At 45.5% G+C, this 23,018-nt stretch carries 19 protein-coding genes; 7 read left to right on the plus strand and 12 right to left on the minus strand.

The features are described 5' to 3' along the window. Nucleotides 1-24 precede the first annotated feature (24 nt). The gene (priA, locus tag QUB14_RS10925) at nucleotides 25-2,586 is read right to left on the minus strand and encodes a primosomal protein N' (protein ID WP_333216999.1); all 2,562 of its coding nucleotides are present in this window, start codon (nucleotides 2,584-2,586) and stop codon (nucleotides 25-27) included. 79 nt (nucleotides 2,587-2,665) lie between these two features. Next, the gene (locus QUB14_RS10930; RefSeq protein ID WP_333217001.1) at nucleotides 2,666-3,736 is read right to left on the minus strand and encodes an ATP-binding protein; all 1,071 of its coding nucleotides are present in this window, start codon (nucleotides 3,734-3,736) and stop codon (nucleotides 2,666-2,668) included. A 381-nt stretch (nucleotides 3,737-4,117) separates the two neighbouring features. Between QUB14_RS10930 and QUB14_RS10935 the strand changes: the two genes are divergently transcribed. From QUB14_RS10935 to QUB14_RS10945, 3 genes are read left to right on the plus strand one after another with little or no spacing between them, the layout of a single operon-like run. Further along, nucleotides 4,118-4,363 (plus strand): hypothetical protein, encoded by a 246-nt coding sequence (locus QUB14_RS10935; protein WP_190737957.1) that lies wholly within the window; start codon nucleotides 4,118-4,120, stop codon nucleotides 4,361-4,363. Beyond that, the gene (locus QUB14_RS10940; RefSeq protein ID WP_333199769.1) at nucleotides 4,353-5,297 is read left to right on the plus strand and encodes a fused MFS/spermidine synthase; all 945 of its coding nucleotides are present in this window, start codon (nucleotides 4,353-4,355) and stop codon (nucleotides 5,295-5,297) included. The genes QUB14_RS10935 and QUB14_RS10940 overlap by 11 nt, the downstream gene beginning before the upstream one ends. Nucleotides 5,298-5,336: 39 nt before the next feature. Beyond that, nucleotides 5,337-5,507, plus strand: coding sequence for a YqaE/Pmp3 family membrane protein (locus QUB14_RS10945; RefSeq protein WP_333217004.1), 171 nt, complete (start codon nucleotides 5,337-5,339; stop codon nucleotides 5,505-5,507). 142 nt (nucleotides 5,508-5,649) lie between these two features. Here QUB14_RS10945 and QUB14_RS10950 read toward each other — a convergent pair whose 3' ends face one another. After that, a complete protein-coding gene (locus QUB14_RS10950; RefSeq protein ID WP_333217006.1) occupies nucleotides 5,650-6,930 on the minus strand; it encodes a lipid-A-disaccharide synthase in 1,281 nt (426 codons plus the stop codon). Between the two features lie 36 nt (nucleotides 6,931-6,966). Here QUB14_RS10950 and QUB14_RS10955 point away from each other — a divergent pair, with 36 nt between their 5' ends. Then, nucleotides 6,967-7,443: an ankyrin repeat domain-containing protein gene (locus QUB14_RS10955; protein ID WP_333217008.1), complete on the plus strand. Its 477-nt coding sequence runs from the start codon at nucleotides 6,967-6,969 to the stop codon at nucleotides 7,441-7,443. A 105-nt stretch (nucleotides 7,444-7,548) separates the two neighbouring features. Here the strand turns inward: QUB14_RS10955 and QUB14_RS10960 are convergent, their stop codons facing one another. From QUB14_RS10960 to QUB14_RS10980, 5 genes are all read right to left on the minus strand, one after another. After that, nucleotides 7,549-8,583, minus strand: a complete 1,035-nt coding sequence (locus QUB14_RS10960) for a calcium-binding protein (RefSeq protein ID WP_333217010.1) — start codon at nucleotides 8,581-8,583, stop codon at nucleotides 7,549-7,551. Between the two features lie 211 nt (nucleotides 8,584-8,794). Then, a complete protein-coding gene (locus tag QUB14_RS10965; RefSeq protein WP_333217012.1) occupies nucleotides 8,795-9,847 on the minus strand; it encodes a calcium-binding protein in 1,053 nt (350 codons plus the stop codon). 315 nt (nucleotides 9,848-10,162) lie between these two features. Continuing rightward, the gene (locus QUB14_RS10970; protein ID WP_333217014.1) at nucleotides 10,163-11,206 is read right to left on the minus strand and encodes a calcium-binding protein; all 1,044 of its coding nucleotides are present in this window, start codon (nucleotides 11,204-11,206) and stop codon (nucleotides 10,163-10,165) included. A 106-nt stretch (nucleotides 11,207-11,312) separates the two neighbouring features. Next, nucleotides 11,313-12,299, minus strand: coding sequence for a calcium-binding protein (locus tag QUB14_RS10975; protein ID WP_333217016.1), 987 nt, complete (start codon nucleotides 12,297-12,299; stop codon nucleotides 11,313-11,315). A gap of 134 nt (nucleotides 12,300-12,433) precedes the next feature. Then, the gene (locus QUB14_RS10980) at nucleotides 12,434-13,420 is read right to left on the minus strand and encodes a calcium-binding protein (RefSeq protein WP_333217018.1); all 987 of its coding nucleotides are present in this window, start codon (nucleotides 13,418-13,420) and stop codon (nucleotides 12,434-12,436) included. 535 nt (nucleotides 13,421-13,955) lie between these two features. Between QUB14_RS10980 and QUB14_RS10985 the strand changes: the two genes are divergently transcribed. Then, nucleotides 13,956-17,951 (plus strand): magnesium chelatase subunit H, encoded by a 3,996-nt coding sequence (locus tag QUB14_RS10985; RefSeq protein ID WP_333217020.1) that lies wholly within the window; start codon nucleotides 13,956-13,958, stop codon nucleotides 17,949-17,951. A gap of 162 nt (nucleotides 17,952-18,113) precedes the next feature. On the opposite strand, the gene QUB14_RS10990 is transcribed toward QUB14_RS10985, so the two are convergent. From QUB14_RS10990 to QUB14_RS11005, 4 genes are all read right to left on the minus strand, one after another. Further along, a complete protein-coding gene (locus QUB14_RS10990; protein WP_333217022.1) occupies nucleotides 18,114-19,259 on the minus strand; it encodes a hypothetical protein in 1,146 nt (381 codons plus the stop codon). A 276-nt stretch (nucleotides 19,260-19,535) separates the two neighbouring features. Then, nucleotides 19,536-19,886 (minus strand): type II toxin-antitoxin system PemK/MazF family toxin, encoded by a 351-nt coding sequence (locus QUB14_RS10995; RefSeq protein WP_333217024.1) that lies wholly within the window; start codon nucleotides 19,884-19,886, stop codon nucleotides 19,536-19,538. Continuing rightward, the gene (locus QUB14_RS11000; RefSeq protein WP_332960837.1) at nucleotides 19,883-20,137 is read right to left on the minus strand and encodes a hypothetical protein; all 255 of its coding nucleotides are present in this window, start codon (nucleotides 20,135-20,137) and stop codon (nucleotides 19,883-19,885) included. Before QUB14_RS11000 ends, QUB14_RS10995 begins: the two co-directional genes overlap by 4 nt. 129 nt (nucleotides 20,138-20,266) lie before the next feature. After that, entirely contained in the window at nucleotides 20,267-21,478 is a 1,212-nt protein-coding gene (locus tag QUB14_RS11005) for a glycosyltransferase family 2 protein (RefSeq protein ID WP_333217026.1), read from the minus strand. A 141-nt stretch (nucleotides 21,479-21,619) separates the two neighbouring features. Between QUB14_RS11005 and QUB14_RS11010 the strand changes: the two genes are divergently transcribed. Then, complete coding sequence (locus QUB14_RS11010) at nucleotides 21,620-21,994, plus strand: transporter (RefSeq protein WP_333297190.1); 375 nt, start codon at nucleotides 21,620-21,622, stop codon at nucleotides 21,992-21,994. A 92-nt stretch (nucleotides 21,995-22,086) separates the two neighbouring features. After that, nucleotides 22,087-22,971: a DUF6671 family protein gene (locus QUB14_RS11015; protein ID WP_333217028.1), complete on the plus strand. Its 885-nt coding sequence runs from the start codon at nucleotides 22,087-22,089 to the stop codon at nucleotides 22,969-22,971. The last annotated feature ends 47 nt before the right edge of the window (nucleotides 22,972-23,018 follow it).

Raw genomic sequence — 23,018 nt, forward strand, 5'->3', positions numbered from 1 at the left:
CCGATCGCATTTCTCCACCACCAATCAACCAAAATTCAACGGATCGACATCAATAGTTAAACTAACAGAACGCGGCGTGCGATCGCGCAATCCGATCAAATCCGACAAATCCACCGACTCATCCAAAGGCAACTTCAGCAAAATCTGCCACCGATAGCGATTTGCCACCCTCATAATCGCCGCAGGTGCAGGCCCCAACAACTCACACCCCGGTACAGACAATCGCTCAATATACTCCTGACAAACAGAGGCCAACTGTACCGCCGTCACCGCCACTTCTGCCGCATCTACACTGCTCAACCGCAACAAAATCAGCCGCCCCGAAGGTGGATAATTCAGCGCCGCTCTTTCTGCTAATTCGGTTTCCACAAAATCTGCATATTCGTGCCGCCTAACTGCTTGAATTACCCGGTGTTCGGGAGTATAAGTTTGAATAATTACCCGCCCCGGATCGTCGCCTCTGCCCGCACGGCCCGCGACTTGAGTTAATGTTTGAAAAGCTCGTTCGCTGGCCCGATAATCCGATAAGTTTAGCAACCCATCAGCAGACACAACTCCCACCAAGGTTACTCCAGCTAAATCTAACCCTTTCGTCAGCATTTGCGTACCCAACAAAATGTCAGCTTCCCCATTGGCAAATTGCGTTAACAATCTGCGGTGGTCCCCCTTATTTCTAGTCGTATCGCTGTCAAACCGAATTGCCCGCAATTCAGGAAACAATCTCGTTAATTCCTGTTCGACTCGCTGAGTGCCACTACCAAAGTTTTTGAAGTAAGGAGAACTGCATTCCGGGCAGTTTTGGGGGTGTCGTTCCGTGTGGTTGCAGTAGTGACAGCGCAATATTTCTGCGGTTGCTTCGCCCACGTGGTGATAAGAAAGCGAAACATCGCAGTTCGGGCATTCCATCACATAGCCGCAACTCCGACAAGAGACAAAGGTACTGTGTCCTCTTCTGTGAATAAATAAAATACCTTGCTGTTGTCTTGCTCGCAATTGTTCCAGGGCATTTTGCAGGGAAGCGCTGAAAATTGAGCGGTTCCCTTGCCGCAATTCTTGGCGCATATCGACTATTTCCACAGGCGGCATCGGGCGCGAATAAATGCGATCGGGCAATGATAAATAATGGATATTGGGTAACGAGTAATAATCTCTTCGCGTCCTGACAAAAGTCTCTAAAGCTGGCGTTGCGGAACCTAAAATTAAGGGACAATTTTCTAATTCGGCGCGCCATTTGGCAACGGTGCGGGCGTGGTAGCAGGGGGCTGGTTGGTCTTGTTTGAAGCTGCTGTCGTGTTCTTCATCGAGGATAATTAAGCCGAGGTGAGGTAAAGGAGCAAAAATGGCCGATCGCGTGCCGATGACAATTTGCGGGGTTCCAGTCAGCATCTGACGCCATGTATCGTAACGTTCGCCGTCGGATAGGGCGCTGTGGTACACGCAAATTTGCTCGCCAAAACGGGCTCGGAATCGATCGGTAAGTTGCGGTGTGAGGCCGATTTCGGGAACGAGTACGAGGGCGGATTTGCCACTGGCTAAGATGGGGGCGATCGCCTGCAAATACACTTCGGTTTTCCCGGAACCTGTAACGCCGTGCAGCAGCACTTGACGGAAACCCGAAAAAGAGTTAATAAACGCTAAGGCTTGAGCTTGAAAATGAGTTAAAGTTTTTGGTGCATCGGGCAATTGAGAAATTCCGCGATCGCCCCTGAGAACTTCCCTTTGGTCAATTACAACGCTACCTTTTTGTTCCAAAGCTTTTACAACCGAAGAACTCGCGCTGCAAATTCTCAACAAATCATTCAGCCACATTTCACCGCCGCCGCGCCGCAAAACTTCCAATACTTCTTGTTGCCGCTTGGTTAAATCTGTGACAAATGCACTAGCAATTAATGTCACTGCCGGTTTGAGTTGTGGTTTGGGAGGATTGGGAGGTTCTAAATAACTTTCTACCCAACCGCGTTTCAATAAATCTTTCAATCCCCGATAACTTCCCTTAACTTGGCGCTGGAGGTATTGCCAAGTGTAATCGCCGTTTTTTTGAGCTTGCAGCAATTGCAAAATTTGACTCGCGGCGGGATTGAGAAATGTTTCGGCATTCGGAGAAATTGCGTCCTTAATTAAGCGAATTCGGCGCACCGAACGGCTTAACAAACCGGGTGGCAGCGAGGCTCTAATTACTTGAATTAAAGGTGTGCAATAATAGGTGGCAGTGCGATCGAGCAATTCCCAGTAAGTCGGTGGGAAAAATCCCGTACTGACAACATCTTCGACATCTTTAACCCGCGCCGGATCTAAGTCGGGCGGCAGTTGAGAAATGAATCGAATCGCGATCGCGCCTACCTGTTGACTGCCAAAGGGTACACTCAAAATATCCCCTGGTTGCACGGTAAGTTCCGCAGGTAAACGATAGGTAAATAACTTATTTTCCTCCCCAGACGAGTCCCCCGCAACCCTGAAAGGAGAGTCCACCAATACCTCGATCCACTCTGCCCGCACGGTGGGGCGCTGTGGCGGTTCGCTGCTGCCGTAGGATGCCCCGGCCTCTGCCGCTATAGGGGTTGACAAACCAAAAGTGACAGTAGACATAGGGTTGCACATCAAACTAGGAGGAGCCGCGGTCAAAGGGAGTTTTCATTATCCCTCAGTTTAGCTCGATCGATCGATCTTAGCTGCGGGAATTGGCGATCGGAATCTCGATCACGAATTCAGTACCTTCTCCCATTGCGGATATGCACTCCAACCTCCCGCCGTGTTTGTCCACAACAATTTGATAGCTAATTGACAGTCCCAAGCCCGTCCCGTGGCCGACTGGTTTTGTGGTGAAAAACGGATTGAAAATTTTCCCTTTTACAGCTTCATTCATTCCCAAACCATTATCTTTGATGCTAATTCTCGTCCAATTTTCGGAAAAAATAGAAGTAGTAATTACAATCTGGCTGGGGTTGGCTTCTATTTCGCCTATGGAAAGCTTTTGATCTCGCTCCCGCACGGCATCAACAGCATTATTAATGATGTTCATAAATACCTGGTTTAATTGCCCCGCATAACATTCAATTTTCGGCAATTGTCCATAATTTTTAACAATTTTTATAGCCGCATGACCGGGTTTTTCTTTAGTCAAGTTTTGCAATATTAACAAGGTGCTGTCAATTCCTTCGTGAATATTAACTGGTTTCTTTTCTGCTTCATCTACCCGCGCAAAATTGCGTAAAGTCAGCACAATTTCGCGGATGCGCTCGGAGCCAACTTTCATTGACGAAAGAGTTTTCAACAAATCTTCGCGCAGAAAGTTGAGGTCAATTTTGTCAATAAAAGCTTCAATCTCTGCATCTGTTTCGGGATAGCGATCCTGGTACATTGCGAGCAATTTTAAAAGGTCGCCAGTGTAATCATTGACATAGGTAATATTGCCGTAGATGAAGTTGACGGGATTGTTGATTTCGTGGGCGATACCAGCTACCAAAATCCCCAAAGCAGACATCTTTTCTGCTTCGATCAATTTGAGCTGCATTGTTTGCTGGTTTTCTAGAGCTTTTTCTAGTGTAGAAATTCTTGCTATTAAAATCTTTTCGGAATCTATAAATTCCGCAGTGACTATTTTTAGCAAAGATTCTTTTTTTTGATTAAGGGCTTCTAATTGGTTGCGTTCGCTTTCCGAAGTTTCGAGTTTTTTCCGCAGGATTCGATTTTCCTTTTCCAGCTCTTTGATTCGGTTTTCCCAGTCTGTTGGTTCCATCGGCTATTATTTTGAACCTAAAAATAGTGTCTGAACAGTTTTATTAATAAATTTAATTGCACCCTTCACCTAGTTAGAATCTCGGCGACCATCGCCTCGGCAACTTTGTCCGGAAAATTCAACACTTCCTTTAGTTTGCTAGATCTAAAAATCTTATCTAAGATACATTCAAAATGTCAACATATTAATAACAAATCTCGTTAAAACCGATCGCTACTTTTCTTCCCTGTACTCGCATTTGTGGGCTTTTCATCCGATTATTGATAAATAAGCAGGGCGATCGCAAACTTATAAAGGCGGGCCCAGCGCAAAAAAATGCCCGATTCAGACAACCTTTGTACAAAACCCGTCGGCAATGCAAAGCGAAAATATTAAATGTGAGTGCGATCAGACTCCGGGGCGACGGGAAAAGTGCGATCGGCTGGGCGCGCGATCGCGCACAAGCAATCTCAAGTAACAAGCTCGTTGCTCTCTCCCAGAACGCAATCACACTATAGCATTGCTGAGAAATCTCACTTTAATGTGTCGATCGTACTCACACACCCGCACCATTTTGTGCTAATAACTACTACTTGTGACAACATCGACACAGCCGTTTATATTTGGAGAGTAATTGATGTCAGGTAGCGAAGTTCGTGCCGATTTTTGGATGAGCGAGTACATTACCCCTTGGGATATTTACGTTCACGGCGTCATCGCGGTGCTCGCTTACAAGAAAACAGCCTATCAAGAAATGTACGTAGTTCAGACCGGTACCTACGGCAAAGGCTTAGTTTTAGACGGTAAGTGGCAATCTTGTACAGGCGACGAGTTTCTGTACCACGAACCCCTGGTGCACCCAGCCATGATTTGTCACGGTTCACCCAAAAAAGTCCTCGTTCTCGGCGGCGGAGAAGGAGCTACGATTAGAGAAGTTCTGCGCTGGAAAACAGTTGAAAAAGTCGTGATGATCGACATTGACGGCGAAGTAGTAGAAGCTTGCCGCGAACACCTGCCAGAAATGCACCAAAATGCCTTTGACGACCCCCGCTGCGAAGTAGTAATTGGCGATGCTTTGGACTATTTAGACAAAACAGACAATGATTGGGATATTGTCATTTCTGACTTGTCCGATCCCATTGAAGAAGGCCCATCTTTCCAGTTGTTTACCAAGGAGTATTTTGAGAAAGTTCGCAGCGTAATGTCACCTAACGGATATTTCGTAGTGCAAGCGGGCCCAGTTTCTCCGGCCGAAATGAAAATGCACGCTCGCATTGTAAATACTCTTAAATCTGTTTTTTCCAATGTTCAATCCTGCACCAGCTTTATTTCTACTTATGGAGCTCCTTGGGGTTTTGCCGTAGCTTCTAATCAAGAAATAAATACGCGACCCGATCCCGAAGTTACTGACAAATTACTCGCCGAGAAAACAACTGGCGGGTTGCGGATGTTCGACGGAATTACACTGTTGGGGTTGATGCAAGTTCCCGGTCACTTGCGGCAGGTAATTGCCGCTGAAACCGAAGTTTACACTATGGCAGCACCGCCTAAATTTTTCGGGAAAGGCTCTGTCAGTCAGTGAAGTTAAATTGAAAGAGAAAACTCGTTTGGAGTAACTGAGATGGGCAATTTACTTCGCATACTCGCTGCAATTTTTGTTCCCCCTCTGGGCGTATTTATGACGGTCGGCATAGGCAGAGATTTTTGGATAAACCTGGTTCTAAGCTGTTTTTTCTTGTTTCCGGGTACAATCCACGCTGTTTGGGTGATTGCTAAGCACGATCGGGCTTAACTTGAGAACCGATCCAGTTTTTGGATAATAAACAGGCAAGAGAAAATAAAATTTCTTTTGCCTGTTTTCACCAATTAATCCGTATTAAATCTGCGTTCATCCGCGTTCATCCGCCTTCATCTGCGGTTAAAAATAAAAAAATCTAAATCATCTCAGAATTAGATTGCACCTCAATTTCTTCACAAACCAATTCAGCAATTTTTTTCGCCGCCCCCGATTCTCCTCGAACCGCACGCAAACGATCGCTTATTTGTGCTAATTTATCAGGATGGATCAAATAGTCGATCGCCAATTGAGCCACAGCATCGGGTTCCAGCTTCCCAATTAACTCCGGCACAATCTCCTCCTGTGCCCAAATATTAGGCCAAGCATAAAGCTTTCCCTTTCCCAATTGCCAGATTAGCCAATTAATCGCAGTCGCAAAAGCTGATCCGACTAACGGCAAATTTGCCAGCAATCCCGGCAATCCGTCCCAAGCTTTCATCGCATCCAATTGCTGCGTCGGAATCAAAACAATCATCGGTACAGCTAACGAACCCAATTCGGCAGTATTCGCTCCCACAGTAGTTAAACACAGGCTGCATTCTGATAGCAAATCGTAGGCGGGCGTCTGCGTCCAAAGTTCTACTTGCAAGTTATTTGCTGTCTGCAAAAACGGCCGTTCTGTTAAATGAAGTTCGGCGCTGGCGTTCTCAAATAAATGCAGGCAAGGATTTTGTTCAGGGTCGGCAAAACCTGCTAGAGTTTGCACATCTATGGTAGGAGCAACGGGAATTACAAAGCGAGTTTCAGGGCGGAGGCGATGGATGGATTGGGCGATCGACAAACATAACGGTACACCTAAAGCTAATTTGGCGGCTTTAGAACCGGGCAACAATCCAATTAATTCTATTTTCCGTAGGGGCGGTGCCCCCGTACTCGCCCTGCCCGATTTCCCGTTCGCTACTTCGGAAATCAAATCTCCGACAACTGTAAATTTCTTAGCATATTTTTCGGGAATTTTAGCAAAAACTTCTGGTTTCATCGCCGCAAATTTATCAATCCAGCGATACCACCGCGCGTCCCATTCAGCATAAATAACAGTGCGATATTTGAGTCTTTTGCCAATCACAACTGTAAAAAATTGATCGCCGCCTAAAAATAAAACAACTCCTGTTTCGTGCCAATCCCAATTTTCAGCAGTTTTGCCAGATAATAGGAATGGAAAAAAATGCTCCGGCGCCTGCACTCTGTCCACTTCAGGGTAGGAACAGGCTATTTCTGCTTCTTTCCCGGTGGCGTGCGGACAGGGGGACAGCACCACAGAGATTCGCGCTTGAGTGCCCGCGTTTCCCAATTGCTCGCGCAAAGCTTGCACGGCGGGACGCACCCAAGTTGCCAATTCTCCGGGGCCGTTGGAGAGGATTAAAATATCTACTGCCATAGGATTTAATATTTGAGAGGATGCAACGGAGATTTTATGACAGATTTAATTAATGCCGTCAAGACGGGTGATGTTGCGGCTGTAGAAAGTGCGATCGAACAGCGTGCAGATATCAATGCCAAAGATGAGGAAGGTGCGACGGCTTTGACGGCTGCGGCTGAGGCTGGCAATTCGGCGATCGTCAAAAAATTGCTGGCTGCTGGTGCGGATGTCAACAGTCACGACAATGACGGGTGGACGCCGTTAATGAGTGCCGCTGCTGCCGGACATACCGAGATTGTACAGCTTTTGCTGGAGGCGGGGGCGGATGTGAATGCTAAAACTAATTTTGGTTTGACGGCTTTGATGAGTGCTGCAGGCAGCGGGCGCACTCAAGTTGTGGAATTTTTAATCGATAAAGGAGCTGATATCAAAGCGTATGATAATAATACTTGGACTGCGTTAATTTGGGCGTCATCGGAAGGTCACAAAGATGCAGTTGAGGTTTTGAAGCTAGCGCGCGATCGCCATTAAAGACTTAGAAGCCGGGTTTATTCGAGAAACCCGGTTTCTGGAGGGTACAATTAATTATCCCACCGAAAGCAGCAATCAGGCAAATCCCGAATAGCTGCGATATTTCTATCCAAGTAAAAGTGTCCCAAAAGAAGATTGTGGTAATAAATTCAACTTGAGATTTCCGCCACCTTCAATAACTGCGATCGTGTCACCGCGGCTGGTTTGGCTAACTCCATTTTGATCGAAGGGCAAGCCGTTCGTTTGGATTGCTAAATCTCGATTATTGTTGGTGGGAACCAGAATGTAGCTATCTAAGGAAGAGTCACTGAGTTTGATTCTATCCTGACCTTGGGTAAAGTTCCGAATTGTAGCAAAACCCGGCCCAATGTAGAAAGTTTTAAATCCACGAAAAAACGCTCTACTGCCTATTAAAGTTTCCCCGAACACGAATGTATCGCGACCCGTACCGCCAATCAGAGTATCGAATTCGTTGCTGCCGTCACTTTCAGTCCCTACGGTGCTGTTAAGGGAGCCTACTTCAACTCCCTTTAATTCGACATCCCCTACCCCTACACCAGTAAGGATATCATTGCCCCGGCTTCCGACAAAAGTAGCGGAGCGCCTCTGCTCAAATTGCCCAAATTTGAAATAATGTTCTCGACCAGTTTTCAAGGCTCCTGAGTTGACAAACGGTGCGATGTCGGGGTTGTCGATTAAGTATTTCGGTTCCCAAAAAGAAGTCGCAAATCTGCCCTCTTTATTTCCGAATTTGATGAAGTGCTGGTAGCCATTTTTGAAAGTTCCGTTCTGAACAAGTGGTAGCAGTTCTGGGTTATTTGCTAAATAAAAATCTTCGTTGTAGTCAGGCGATACGCGAGTGCGGCCTTCTTCGTAGCCAAACTGAATAAATTGGTCTAAACCAGACGCAAAAGGCGCGTTTTGATTATTGGCGGTGCGAACAAAGGGAGCAAGATCTAGATTTTGAGCTAGATAGGTTTCTTCGTCAAAGTAACGCGATACTTTGGTGAGACCGCGGGCTTGACCGAACTTTTCAAAGTGTTCTCTGCCGGATTTTATAATTCCTGCATCAATAGCCGGTTTCACCCAAGGATATTGCGCCAGGTAGTATGGTTCGTCAAAAATGTCATAATTAGTCATAATTTTGGCTCCAAGCTTAGTCTGCTTACTTGTCGATTAAACTTGATCCACTATTACTAACTCTACTAACTAAGTATGTCAAGTTAATTATTATTAAGCCTGTTTTATTATTTTTTTTATGGCAAACACAACCGTGCGATCGCCATTTTTGCGAATGTGCGATCGCACTCCCCAGCAGCAATCAGGTACATCCCGAATAGCTGCGAGAATTCTATCCAATTAAAAGTGTCGCAAAAGGCGATTCTGGTAATAGATTCAACTTGAGATTTCCGCCACCTTCAATAACCGCGATCGTGTCAAAGCGACTAACTTGGGTAACTCCATTTTGAAAATCGGTGGGAAAGCCGTTCGTTTGGATAGCTAAATCTCGATTATTGTTAATGGGAACAATCAAGAATTTATCTAAATCATACCCTGCTAGCTGGATGCTGTCCTGACCTTGGATAAAGTTCCGAATAGTAGCAAAACCCGACCCGATGTAGAACTGTGAGACTCCGGCCGGGTTCCCCTTACTGCCTACTAAAGCTGCACCAAGTACAAATGTATCGCGGCCGCTACCGCCAATGAGAGTATCGAATTCATTGCTGCCATCACTTTCATAATTTCGACCGGAGCCAAAGCCATTACCTGTACCTAAACCTACTTCAACTCCAATTAATTCAACTTTCCCCACCCCGGAACCAGTCAGGATGTCATTCCCGGAAGTTCCGACAAAAGTAGCAGACCGATTTGGCTCGTTTTTCCCGAAATTGACGTAGTGTTCGCGACCAGTTTTCAAGGCTCCCGATTCGACAAACGGCCGAATGTCGAGGTTTTTTTGTAAGTATTCTGTTTCAAAAAATGAAGTCCCAAACTGACCGTCTTTGATGCCGAATTCAATGAAATGCTGGTAGCCATTTTTAAAAGTTCCATTTTGAATAAACGGCTGCAACTGTCGGTTATTTGCTACATAAAACGCTTCGTCATACTCAGCAGATACGCGAGTGCGACCTTCTTCGTAACCATATTGGATAAAGTGGTCTAGGCCCGTCGCAAAAGGTGCGCTTGGGTTGTTGGGGGTGCGGACTAAGGCAGCGATATCTGGGTTGCCAGCAAGGTAAGTAGCTTCGTCAAAATACCGCGAAACTTTAGTTATGCCGCCGGCTTGACCGAATTTTTCAAAGTGTTCTCTTCCAGATTTGATGATTCCTGCATCAATGGCGGGTTTGACCCAAGGATATTGAGCAAGGTAGTATTTTTCGTCAAAAATTGCGTAACTAGCCATGTCTTCCTACTGCGGCTTTAATGAGCTGTTTATGCAATTTATCAATAATCCAGAACTGAGACAATTACCTGACCGGGTGATTTTACCCAACAGTCAAATCTCACTTAAGCTCTATGCTTTATCGCCCATGAAAGTGAGACCGACTGGAGGATTAAAGGGATTTATTATCCCAATCAATTGCAGCTTTAGATTGGCTACGCTATGAATTATGGCAATTGTATCTGCCGAGTGTTGAATTAATAAGTGTCCCGATGATGGACTAAGGCCAACCCTGAATAGCTGCGATATTTATAGCCAAATACAGCGCTAATAACACTAGATCCCACCATAGGCTACTGGTAGATTCAAACTGAGATTTCCGCCACCTTCAATAACAGCGATAGTGTCACCGGGAGTGGTTTCGGTAACTCCATTGTTAACGACGAAGAAGCCCCTCTTTTGAATAGCTAAATCTCGATTATTGTTGATGGGAAATACCAATAATTGATTTGAGTAAAGCCCTATATCGAGCGTATCCTGATCTTGCGTAAAGTTCCGAATTGTAGCAAAACCCGGCCCGATGTAGGACGGGTTAGTGTAAACCGCCGATCTACCACCCCCTAGAGTGCGAGTTCTACGGGTCAACACGAATATATCGCGGCCGCTACCGCCAGTTAGAGTATCGAATTCATTGCTGCCGTCACTTTCATAATATTCGCTGGGGGAGTAAGAAAAATTGTTACTTTTTGTAGTGTAACCTACTTCAAATCCTATTAATCGGGTATTCCCCACCTCTAAACCAGTGAGGAGGTCATAGCCGGAAGTTCCGACAAAAGTAGCAGACCGGTTTGGGTCATTTTTCCCGAAATTGAAGTAGTGTTCGCGACCAGTTTTCAAGGCTCCCGATTCGACAAGCAGCCGAACATCGGGGTTGAATTGTAAATATCCCGGTTCAAAAAATGAAGTCCCAAACTGCTCCTCTTTGAGACCGAATTCAATGAAATGCTGGTAGCCGTTTTTAAACGTTCCATTCTGAATAAACGGCAGCAAAGCTCGGTTAGTCGCGAGATAAAACGCTTCGTCATACTCAGGCGATACTTGGCTGCGGCCCTCTTCGTAACCGTATTGGATAAAGTGGTCTAGTCCGGTCGCAAAAGGCGCGTTTGGATTGTTGGGAGTGCGGACAAAGGGTTTAAGGTCTGGATTTCCCTCAAGGTAAGTATCTTCATCAAAATACCGCGATATTTTTGTTAGGCCCGCGGCTTGACCAAATTTTTCAAAGTGTTCTCTTCCAGATTTGATGATTCCTGCATCAATGGCTGGTTTCAGCCACGGATATTGCGAAAGGTAGTATTGTTCGTCGAAAATATTGTAATTCATTGTTGCTCCTTTAAGAACGTAAAGTGCGATCGTACTTTTTCATACCAGATTAGCCCACAACACACAAAAAAGTCATCAATCATCACTATTAACTGATGACCAATGACTATCCAATCAAGAAAGTACCGTTACCGTTAGATTGTTGGAAGGTCAAATTCAAACTTGCTCCTCCTTCAATCACGCCGAGCACAAATTTAAAAGCCTCGATTGATAAATTGTTGCCAATGGGAATCAAGTCGTAGCTGGTTAAAGAAGTTCCTTGCAGTAGAATCAAGTCCTGTCCTGCTTTGAAGTTCCGAATAGTAGCTTCACCGTTACCCCAATAGAGCGGGAACGAGCTGAAATTCCCGCCTGTAGTAAGAGGAGGTGTGAGTACGAATGTATCAACTCCCGGGCCACCAATCAAGACATCAAACTCATTGAGTCCAGAGCTTTCAAACTGTCGATTGCCTCGGGGATCGATACCTACATCCACTCCAATCAGTTCGGTATTCCCCACGCCAATGGCTGTGATAACATCGTTGCCGGAAGTTCCGACAAAAGTAGCAGAGCGGCTTGGCTCATTTTTACCAAAATTGAAGTAGTGTTCCCGACCCGTTCTCAAGGCTCCAGAGTTGACAAAGGGTACAATGTCAGGGTTTTTCTTTAAGTATTCGGGTTCAAAAAAAGAAGTCCCAAACCGACCTTCTTTGACGCCGAATTGAATGAAATGCTGGTATCCAGATTTGAAAGTTCCGTTCAGAACGAAAGGTCGAAGGTCTGAATTATTTGCTAAATAAAAATTTTCGTTGTACTCAGGCGATACTTGGGTGCGGCGAGTTCCTTCATCGTAACCGAACTGAATAAAGTGATCTAAGCCTGTAGCAAAAGGAGCGTTTGGATTGCTAGGAGTGCGGACAAAGGGTTTGAGGTCTGGATTGCCTGCCAGATAGGTATCTTCGTCAAAGTACCGCGATATTTTTGTGAGACCGCTGGCTTGACCGTATTTTTCAAAGTGTTCTCTTCCAGATTTGATGATTCCTGCATCAATGGCTGGTTTCAGCCACGGATATGAGGCTAGGTAGTATTGTTCGTCAAAAATTGCGTAATTCATGGTTGCTTCTTTAAGAAAGTAAAATGCGATCGTACTTTTTTATAGAACCATCGCCCACCACCAATAAAAAATCATTAGTCATTAGTCATTAGCTAATGACTAATGACTAATGACTAATGACTAACGACCAATGACTATCCAATCAAGAAAGTACCGTTACCGTTAGATTCTTGGAAAGTCAAACCCAAGGTTGCTCCTCCTTCAATTACGCCGAGCACATCTCCAAAACGCTGGATTGACAAATTGTTGCCAACCGGAGTCAGGCTGTAGCCGTTTAAAGAAGTTCCTTGCAGTTGGATAAAATCGCTTTCGATGTCGAAGTTGCGAATGGTAGCTTGACCGTTACCCAAATACAGCGGTGTCGCGGTGGCATTCCCCGCTGTAGCAGGAACTCCGAGTACGAATGTATCAGCTCCCGGACTGCCAATCAGGACATCGAATTCATTGGTGCCAAAACTTTCATACTGGCGGTTGCGGCTGGGATCGATACCTACTTCCACTCCAATGAGTTCGGTATTCCCCACACCAACACCAGTGAGAATATCGTTGCTGCTGCTGCCGACAAAAGTTGCGTCGCGGCTTGGCTCGTTTTTCCCGAAATTGAAGTAGTGTTCCCGACCAGTGTTCAAGGTTCCAGAGTTTACAAACGGCACGATGTCGGGGTTTTCTTTTAAGTATTCCGGTTCAAAAAATGAAGTTCCAAAACGACCTTCTTTGGCCCCGAATTGAGCGAAATGCTGGTATCCTGATTTGAAAGGTGCATTAGGGCCGATAAACGATCGCAGCTCTGAGTTATTTTTTAAATAAAAATCTTCGTTGTACTCAGGCGATACTTGGGTGCGGCGCTGTCCTTCATCGTAACCGAACTCGATAAAGTGATCCAGGCCGGTCGCAAAAGGTGCGTTTGGATTGACTGTGCGGACAAAGGGTGCGATGTCGGGGTTTGCCCCAAGGTAAGTATTTTCGTCAAAATACCGGGATACTTTAGTTAAGCCGCCGGCTTTACCGAATTTTTCAAAGTGTTCTCTCCCGGATTTGATTACTCCTGCGTCAATGGCTGGTTTGACCCAAGGATATGAGGCCAGGTAGAATTGTTCGTCGAAAATTGCGTAGTTAGCCATGTTTTCCCCTTCAGGTTTTGATGAGTTTGAGAGTTTATAGCAATTAGCTTTCCATGAACTCGATCGCAAATCAGGAATTTACACAAAACAGACGTTACGAAATGGCTTTAAATTCCTTGCCAAATATCAATTTGGGTGAGTCAGCAATTATCTGAAGGCTACATTCTGTTTTCAGAAATTATGCCTTTTTTGCATCAGTTAATTGCTCGATCGCCTGTTCTCTCAGTTCTACAAAACTTGGAACTTTTTTCAGGATTTCTTTCTTAATGGTTGGTTAATTTTGAATTCTTTTTATCCAACCACTTAATCCTATACACATAAATTTCTATTTGTCAAGTAAATTTTTGTAAATAAAATTTGGAGTATTTGCTCAAGGAATTTAGAAGAAAATGTAACGAAAAGTTGCCATAAATTTGTCGAATTGTGTCATGTGCAGGCTCAAATCGCCTAATGGCAAGCGTTTTCTGGTAAAAATGCTTATGGGATAAAAAAATTCCCGATTCCCGAAAACAGCATCTTAAAGGAGCCTAACCGGATGTTCACTCACGTCAAGCCCACCATTCGCCACGTCGTGCCGGAAAACTTGCAGGGGCGATCGCTCATGAAGGTGGTCTATGTCGTACTTGAACCGCAGTATCAAAGCGCCCTGTCGGCAGCGGTTCGATCGATAAACAAGAAAAATCCGAATCTGGCAATAGAAATCAGTGGCTACCTGATCGAGGAACTCCGCAGCCCGGAAAATTACGAGGCCTTCAAGCGGGATGTGGCGGATGCCAATGTATTTATTGCTTCTCTAATTTTCATCGAAGATTTGGCCGAAAAAGTGGTAGCGGCGGTGGAACCGCTGCGCGACAGCTTGGATGTCGCCGTCGTCTTCCCGTCGATGCCTGGGGTGATGCGACTCAATAAAATGGGCAGTTTCTCGATGGCACAGTTGGGACAAAGCAAAAGTGCGATCGGCGAATTCATGAAAAAACGGAAGGAAAAATCCGGGAGTTCCTTCCAAGACGGAATGCTGAAACTGCTGCAAACTTTGCCGAAAGTGCTGAAATATTTGCCCATCGACAAAGCCCAAGATGCCCGCAACTTCATGCTGAGTTTCCAGTATTGGCTGGGAGGTTCCCAAGAAAACTTGGAAAACTTCTTGCTGATGCTGTCACATAAATATGTATTCAAAGGCCAGGAACAGCTAACTTTTCAAGAGCCCGTTGTCTACCCGGATATGGGAATTTGGCATCCTTTGGCACCGTCGATGTTTGAGGATGTAAAAGCCTACCTCACCTGGTACAACGCCCGCAAAGATATTTCTGCAGACCTCAAAGACCCCCTCGCACCTTGCATCGGCTTGGTGTTGCAGCGGACTCACTTAGTCACCGGAGATGACGCGCACTATGTAGCAATGGTGCAGGAATTGGAGGCAATGGGGGCGCGGGTGGTGCCAATTTTTGCCGGCGGTTTGGACTTCTCGAAACCAGTCGAAACTTTTTTCTTGGAAGTTGGGACCAAAGGTGTTGCACCGCTACCCATAGTTGATGCGGTGGTTTCTCTGACTGGTTTTGCGCTGGTGGGCGGCCCGGCGAAACAAGATCACCCGAAGGCGATCGAGACTTTGAAAAAGCTAAACTGCCCTTACATGGTGGCTTTGCCGCTGGTTTTCCAAACGACGGAAGAGTGGGAAAATAGCGATTTAGGCTTGCACCCGATTCAAGTTGCTTTGCAAATTGCCATTCCCGAGTTGGATGGGGCGATCGAACCGATTATTTTGTCGGGACGCGATGGCGCAACTGGCAAGGCGATCGCCCTACAAGACCGGATCGAAGCAATTTCCCAGCGCGCCATGAAGTGGGCAATGCTGCGCCGGAAACCAAAATTAGATAAAAAAGTTGCGATCACAGTTTTCAGTTTCCCGCCGGACAAAGGCAACGTCGGAACTGCCGCTTATTTGGACGTTTTCGGCTCGATTTACCAAGTATTGAAAGCCTTAAAAGGCAACGGTTACGACTTGCCAGAATTGCCGGATTCCGCCGAAAAACTGATGCAAGAAGTCATCCACGACGCAACAGCCCAATACCAAAGTCCCGAATTAAATGTTGCTTACCGGATGTCGGTAGCTGAATACGAAGAATTCACTCCTTACTCGGAACGCTTGCAAGAAAATTGGGGCCCGCCTCCGGGACATTTGAACAGCGACGGACAAAATTTGCTGATTTTCGGCAAACATTTCGGCAATGTGTTTATCGGAGTGCAACCTACTTTTGGATACGAAGGCGATCCGATGCGGTTGTTATTCTCTCGTTCTGCCAGCCCGCACCACGGTTTTGCTGCTTACTATACATATTTGGAGCGCATTTGGGGTGCGGATGCGGTGCTGCACTTTGGCACTCACGGTTCGCTAGAATTCATGCCGGGTAAGCAGATGGGAATGTCTGGGGATTGTTATCCCGACAGTTTGATCGGCAAAATTCCTAACCTCTATTATTACGCCGCCAACAATCCCAGCGAGGCAACAATTGCCAAGCGCCGCAGTTATGCTGAAACAATCAGCTATCTGACTCCTCCGGCTGAAAATGCTGGTTTGTACAAAGGTTTGCAGGAACTCAGCGAGTTAATTGCTTCTTATCAAACTTTGAAAGAGACTGGGCGGGGTGTGCCGATTGTTGATGCGATCGTCGAAAAATGCCGTTTGGTGAATTTGGACAAGGATATCGCCCTACCTCCGGAACAAGAAAGAGGCGTTGCTGCGGGAATGACTGCCGAGGAACGCGACAATTTAGTTGGCTTGGTTTACCGCAAGTTGATGGAAATTGAGTCGCGGTTGTTACCTTGCGGTTTGCACGTTATCGGTAAGCCACCGACTGCGGAAGAGGCGATCGCAACTTTGGTGAATATCGCCAATTTAGACCGCGAAGAAGACGGACTGATCAGCTTGCCACGGATTATTGCTAACAGTCTTGGACGCGATATCGGCGAAATTTACACCAATAGCGACAAAGGCATTTTAACTGATGTCGAATTGCTGCAAAACATCACCTTGGCCTGTCGGGATGCCGTTGGCGCTTTGGTGAAGGAACAAACCGATGCTGAGGGCCGAGTTTCCCTTGTTTCTAAGTTGAATTTCTTCAACATGGGCAAGAAAACACCTTGGATTGATGCCTTGCACGCCGCCGGTTACAAAAAAATCGATCCAGAACCGATTAAACCGCTGTTTGAGTATCTGGAATTCTGCTTGCAGCAAGTTTGTGCCGACAACGAATTAGGCGCTTTGTTGCGCGCGTTAGAAGGCGAGTATGTTCTGCCTGGCCCCGGTGGCGATCCGATTCGCAACCCGGATGTTTTGCCGACGGGCAAGAATATGCACGCTTTAGACCCGCAGTCAATCCCTACAACGGGGGCGGTTAAGTCTGCTAAGCTTGTAGTCGATCGGCTGTTAGAAAGACAGCGCATTGATAACGGCGGAAATTACCCAGAAACCATCGCCGTTGTGTTGTGGGGAACCGACAACATCAAGACATACGGCGAATCCCTCGCCCAAGTAATGTGGATGGTGGGAGTGAAGCCAGTTCCCGACGCTTTGGGCCGAGTAAACAAACTCGAATTGCTTTCTTTAGAAGAGTTGGGACGCCCTCGAATCGACGTAGTAATTAACTGTTCCGGCGTATTCCGCGACTTGTTCATCAACCAAATGAATTTGTTAGATAAAGCCGTGAAAATGGCAGCGGAAGCCGATGAACCGTTAGAGATGAACTTCGTCCGCAAACACGCCCTGAAGCAAGCGGAAGAAATGGGAATCAACCTGCGACAAGCAGCAACTCGCGTCTTTTCTAATGCCTCTGGTTCCTATTCATCTAACGTCAACTTGGCGGTAGAAAACAGCACTTGGGAAAGCGAAGCCGAGTTGCAGGAAATGTACTTAACCCGCAAATCCTTCGCCTTTTCTTCCGACAATCCGGGAACAATGGAACAAGACAGGCAGATTTTTGAATCATCCTTGAAAACTGCGGAAGTCACCTTCCAAAACTTGGATTCTGCCGAGATTTCCCTAACCGACGTGTCGCACTATTTCGACTCCGACCCAACTAAATTGATCGGCAGTTTGCGCGCAGATGGGAAGAAACCGACATCTTTTGTTGCTGATACAACCACAGCGAACGCGCAGGTGCGGACGCTATCAGAAACCGTGCGTTTAGATTCGCGGACTAAGCTGCTGAATCCGAAGTGGTACGAGGGGATGTTGTCGCACGGTTATGAAGGTGTGCGGGAGATTTCTAAGCGTTTGGTGAATACGACTGGATGGAGTGCGACGGCGGGCGCTGTGGATAATTGGGTGTATGAGGATGTCAACACTACGTTTATCCAAGATGAGGAGATGCAGAAGCGTTTGCTTAACTTAAATCCTCATTCGTTCCGCAAGATTGTCAGCACTTTGCTTGAGGTGAATGGCCGCGGTTATTGGGAGACTTCGGAGAACAATTTGGATCGCTTGCGTGAACTTTATCAGGAGGTGGAAGACCGGATTGAGGGAGTAGAATAGTAGGTAAGAGGAACCCATTTTGTAGAGACGTTGCATAAAACGTCTCTACAAAGTCTTAATAAGAGACATAAGGTTAAATCATTGTTGTGTGAGAATGAAACCTCCCGAATAGACGTTACGTTTGTGATATATTTACTTTGGATCTAAATCTGTCAGGAGCTATTACCTACAGAAAGCTGAAGCTTCAAGTCCTGGTGCTTGTCTCACTCGCTCTATTTCTTCTCCCAACATATACTTACATTGAGTTTGAGCGTTTTGCCAAGAAATAACGCCTTGAAAAATGGCGTTTGAAGTTGAAGGATTACCAGCATTTATATCGTTTCTGACTCTTGCAACGCAAAAGTTAGTTGCCTCATCTATTTTTTTCCGGACTTCGGCAATTTCTTCGTACCCGACAGTGGAACAGCCGCGTTCACCATCTCGCCACGAAATTTTATTTAGAATAATGGCCTTAGCAATTGTAATACGCCCCGCAGAAATGTCCTCCCAAATATTTTTTGTTAAACCCTTATTATATGAAGGCTGAATGATACTAATAGTTGATATTATCGTATCATTCCCCTTCCCCTTTAGAATTAGTTTATCACTGACAGGCGATAGTGGTACTCCATTAACTTTACTGAGGTTTAAGATGAAATTATACTTACTCGTTGAATCGGCAGTTGTGCTTACATCTTCTTCCGTTTGATCGCGATCTTTTAAAATAACCTTAATTGATGATGGTTTAAAGTCATATCCACTAATTTCAAGTTTGTTTAACCCCTCCCGCTCCAGGTCAACCCGAGCTACGTCAATAGAACTAGGATTCACGATACATACCGCAGGTTCTAAACTTTTAACTGGCTTTAGAGGTATTCTCTCTTGCTGTCCCAGTTTCTTTGCCAGTTCATTCACTTCCTTCGCCAGTTCGTTTCTTATTTCAATCAAGGCATGACGCGATCTTTGGCCTACAAAGTCAGCATTACAGCGACTCTCTTCACCGACGCTAGCAATTCCAGTTTTGATAAGGTCGGTAATTTCGTTTTTGATAATGGACTTTGCATCCGCTGTTAACTGCTTTTGGGAATTTTCCAAAACGCTCTGCCAGCTCCGAGATTCAGTTGCTAGAGTATTGATACCTTTATCCAAAGTTTGGATAGCCTTTTCTAAGTTTTCTATCTCCAGCTTCACCTTCATATTCACATCCACACTATGATCAGAACTACAGCCAGAAAGCAGTAATACCACGAGTAGGTAAAATAATGAATTGTAAGAATTTTTTCTACGTGGATTCATCAAAGCTTTGCTCTCTCTGCTACTGGTATTCATAATATTGCCATTCAAATTTAATATTATTTGATAGTACAGTGACTTGCAAGTAGTCTCCGGAATTTATTTCTTTCTTAATTTATTTTAACATTTCTTAAATTCAAGTTGCAAAATAGATCGCACTCTCATCTTACCCAAAAATGCGGTCGCCCCTATCTTTCCCCTAAGTGCGATCGCCCCTCCGCTTTCCCCCGATCAAACTTTGGGGAGTATTCTCGAAGGGCGATCGCCCTTATTTTCCCAAAGTGCGATCGCCCTGATAGTCCTCAAGTGCAATTAAACTTGACCAGGCAAATCCAAGGCAATTAATAAAGCTTGATTCAGCAGAAGTATTGCTTCATCACTAAGCATTCCTCGTAAACTCAATAAACGAGATTTAGATAATACCCGTACTTGATCGGCCATAGCGATAGAATGGTTGGTTAATCCACCGTCGGGAGCTTTAATTAATACCTGAGTGGGATAAACTCGTTTACCAGTTTGATAAGTAGTGCAGGGAATAGCCAAAACTACAGGGCTATATGTATTGATTGTAGCTCGACTAACGATGATAACAGGACGGGTTCCTCCTTGTTCAGAACCCTCAACAGGCTCAAGTCGAGCATCATAGACTTCTCCCCGGTTCATACAGGAGATTCTCCCAATTGCAGCGCTTCCCAACTTGCTACCGCAAACTCAGCCTCCATCTGTAGCACTTGAGCTTGATACTCTGGATCTTGTACCATTTCAATCAGTGCTGCATCAATTTCCGATCGTTTACCCTGAGTTTGGGTTGTTACCCGATCACGAACCAATGCTGACAATACTTCTAACAGTTGCTGTTGCTCTTCAAGAGTGAGATTTTGAGCCTGACTCAGTACCTCGCTATAAGTAGACATAGATTTTTCATTAAGATTTTTTGCTGATTGTCATTATAGCAATTTAGGATCGAAGGAAGTGCGATCGCCCTTATCTTCCACTGCATGGCAACTTAGTTTTGAAAAATGTTGGCAGGAAGTTTAATGTTATCACCTACGCTTCAAGCTCAGCACACTGAGAAAAAAGCTTGACAAAACCATCTGCAAACCGACAGTCAGGCAAGTGAGCGAGGGAATAACCAAACGCAGAGTTTTAGAAGGATCGAGAGTACCAAAAGCTGTTTCGCTCCAGATAGTTAAGGACAAGAACGAGCCAACTATTCCCATTAAAATCAGCGTGACTCCGACAATCAATCCTGTCTCTAGGGTGACATAGCGAAATATTTTGTTGAGTTTGGGGTCTTCGGGCAGGAATTTCTCGCTGATAGCAAAAATCTTGGTGAAAAAAGCGAAAGTTACTGCTTGAAAACCGATGATAATTGCGATCGCACCATAAAGCAGCGTGTGTACATCAAAGCTGATACTCCCAATCTTTTGAGTACCGGGTAACAGCCAAATGCTAACAATTAGACCCCAAATCATCAGCGCAGTACCCGGATACAAAAACAGCCACCGAGGACTGTAAAGCAGCAAAAATCGCAGGTGTCGCCAGCCATCTCGCCAAGTTCGCAAGTGCGGCGGCCTGCTGCGGCCGTCGGGAGAAAGTACGGTTGGGATTTCAGTTATCCGCAGCTTGTATACAGAGGCCTTGACCACCATTTCGCTAGCAAATTCCATCCCCGTTGTTTGCAAGTCGAGTTTCAAAATAGAGTCTCTCCTAAAACCCCTGAGTCCGCAGTGAAAATCGCCGACGGGACTTGCAAAAAATAGCCGCCCAACCCATGTCAGCACCGGATTTCCTAAATATTTGTGCAGCAGCGGCATTGCACCCGGTTTGATTCCCCCTTGAAAGCGGTTTCCCATCACTAAGTCGAAACCTTCTCGCAATCTGTTGACAAAAGCGCCGAGGTTGGAAAAATTGTAGCTGTCGTCAGCATCGCCCATGATAATATAAACTCCGCGCGCTGCGATGATTCCTCCCATCAGGGCGCTGCCGTAGCCTTTGGCTGCTACGGGCACAACTCTTGCTCCCATTCTGGTAGCGATATCTTGAGAACCGTCAGTGCTGCCGTTGTCTGCTATGATGACCTCGCCTGCAATATCAAGTTCGCGCAGGGACTTCTGTGCCTTCTCGATGCAGATTTCTAAAGTTTCTGCTTCGTTCAGACAAGGCATGAGTATCGATAGTTCTAGAGTATATTCTCCGCTTGGGTTGGTCTGCTCTGCCATATATTTGTTCGACTCTCGATCGCGATCGACCATACTTGATTTTCCCGTATCTCTGCGTAAAATATTAGTGGTAAATAAAACCTAGCCAAACTTAATTAAAGTTTTTCAGGTTTTTGGGAACGGCAATTTTTGATTGTACTATAGGTTAGTAAATTTATGAATAGAAGCGTTTTTATGTTATTGCTTGCTGCAATATTGTGCGGCGTCGCAGGTCAATTTAGTCTGAAGGCAGGAGCTAAAATATTAGGACCCATTGGCGCTGCTAATTTAATAGAAAAAATTATAGCAATGGCTACTCAGCCTTTGATAGTAGGTGGTCTTTCTTTGTATGCAATTTCTTCGATAGGCTTTATTGTAGTTTTGTCGCGGGCAAACCTTAGCATAGTCTCGCCTTTACTGTCAATTAGTTACCTGTTTACTGTTTTAGGCGGCAAACTTATATTTCACGAGCCTTTGCCGCCACTGCGGTTGGTAGGCGTGGCACTAATTATGACGGGAGTAATTTTTGTACTCAGAGGTCAAGCTGGGGGAGTGACTGGAGGCAACTAGCGATCGCTTTTAAGATTGACGCTTGAGTGCTGAATTGAGAACTTAGGTCAAAGGGTGTATTTGAGCCTTCTGTTATGAAATGATGCTGCTGTATGTCTAATATTTCTGAGCCTGTGAATCCCCATCAATTATTGAGCGATCGCACCGCAGTTCTTGCTACCATGCACCAAAAAGAACGGGTGATGGCTCCCGTTTTGGAACGAGAATTAGGCGTAAATATCCTAGTACCTGCGGAGCTTGACACTGACACTTTTGGCACATTCACCCGAGAAGTTAAACGCTTAGGAACACAAATAGAAGCGGCTCGCCATAAAGCACATAAAGCCCTAGAAATTGCGGGCGAAACTCTTGCCTTTGCTAGCGAAGGTACTTTCGGCCCTCACCCAATGATGCCGTATATTCCAGCTAACAGAGAAATCGTACTTTTATTAGATCGAGCCAATAATCTAGAGCTAATCGGCGAATCTTTGTCGGTAGAAACTAACTATAGTCACCAGTTAGTTTCCAGTATAGAAGAAGCAGATGATTTTGCTAAAAAAGCTGGATTTCCCGAACATGGACTGGTGGTTATAGTTGGCGACGCTGCACTCGGTAACGGCGAAATTGTCAAGGGCATTAGGACAGAAAAACAACTTTTTGACGCTGTGACAGCAGCGTTAAAAAAATCGTCAATCGGCCGAGTTCACATCGAAACAGATATGCGGGCGATGTACAATCCAACTCGGATGAAAAACATCGAAAATGCCACTCTCGATTTAGTTAAAAAATTTAAGCAATTCTGCCCGGAGTGCGGTTGGCCGGGATTCGATATTGCTGAGACGAAAATCGGATTGCCCTGCGAACTTTGCTATTTTCCGACTCAGCTAGTGCGATCGGCAATTTATAAATGCAAAAACTGCGGTTATACTAAAGAAAAAGTATTTCCCGACGGTCGAGAGACTGCCGATCCTTCCCTGTGTCAATATTGCAACCCTTAAAAAAATAATTGCACAAAAATAGTAAAACTTGCCACAATATTATTGAT

The organism is Microcoleus sp. B3-D2 (assembly GCF_036705345.1).
GTDB lineage: Bacteria > Cyanobacteriota > Cyanobacteriia > Cyanobacteriales > Microcoleaceae > Microcoleus.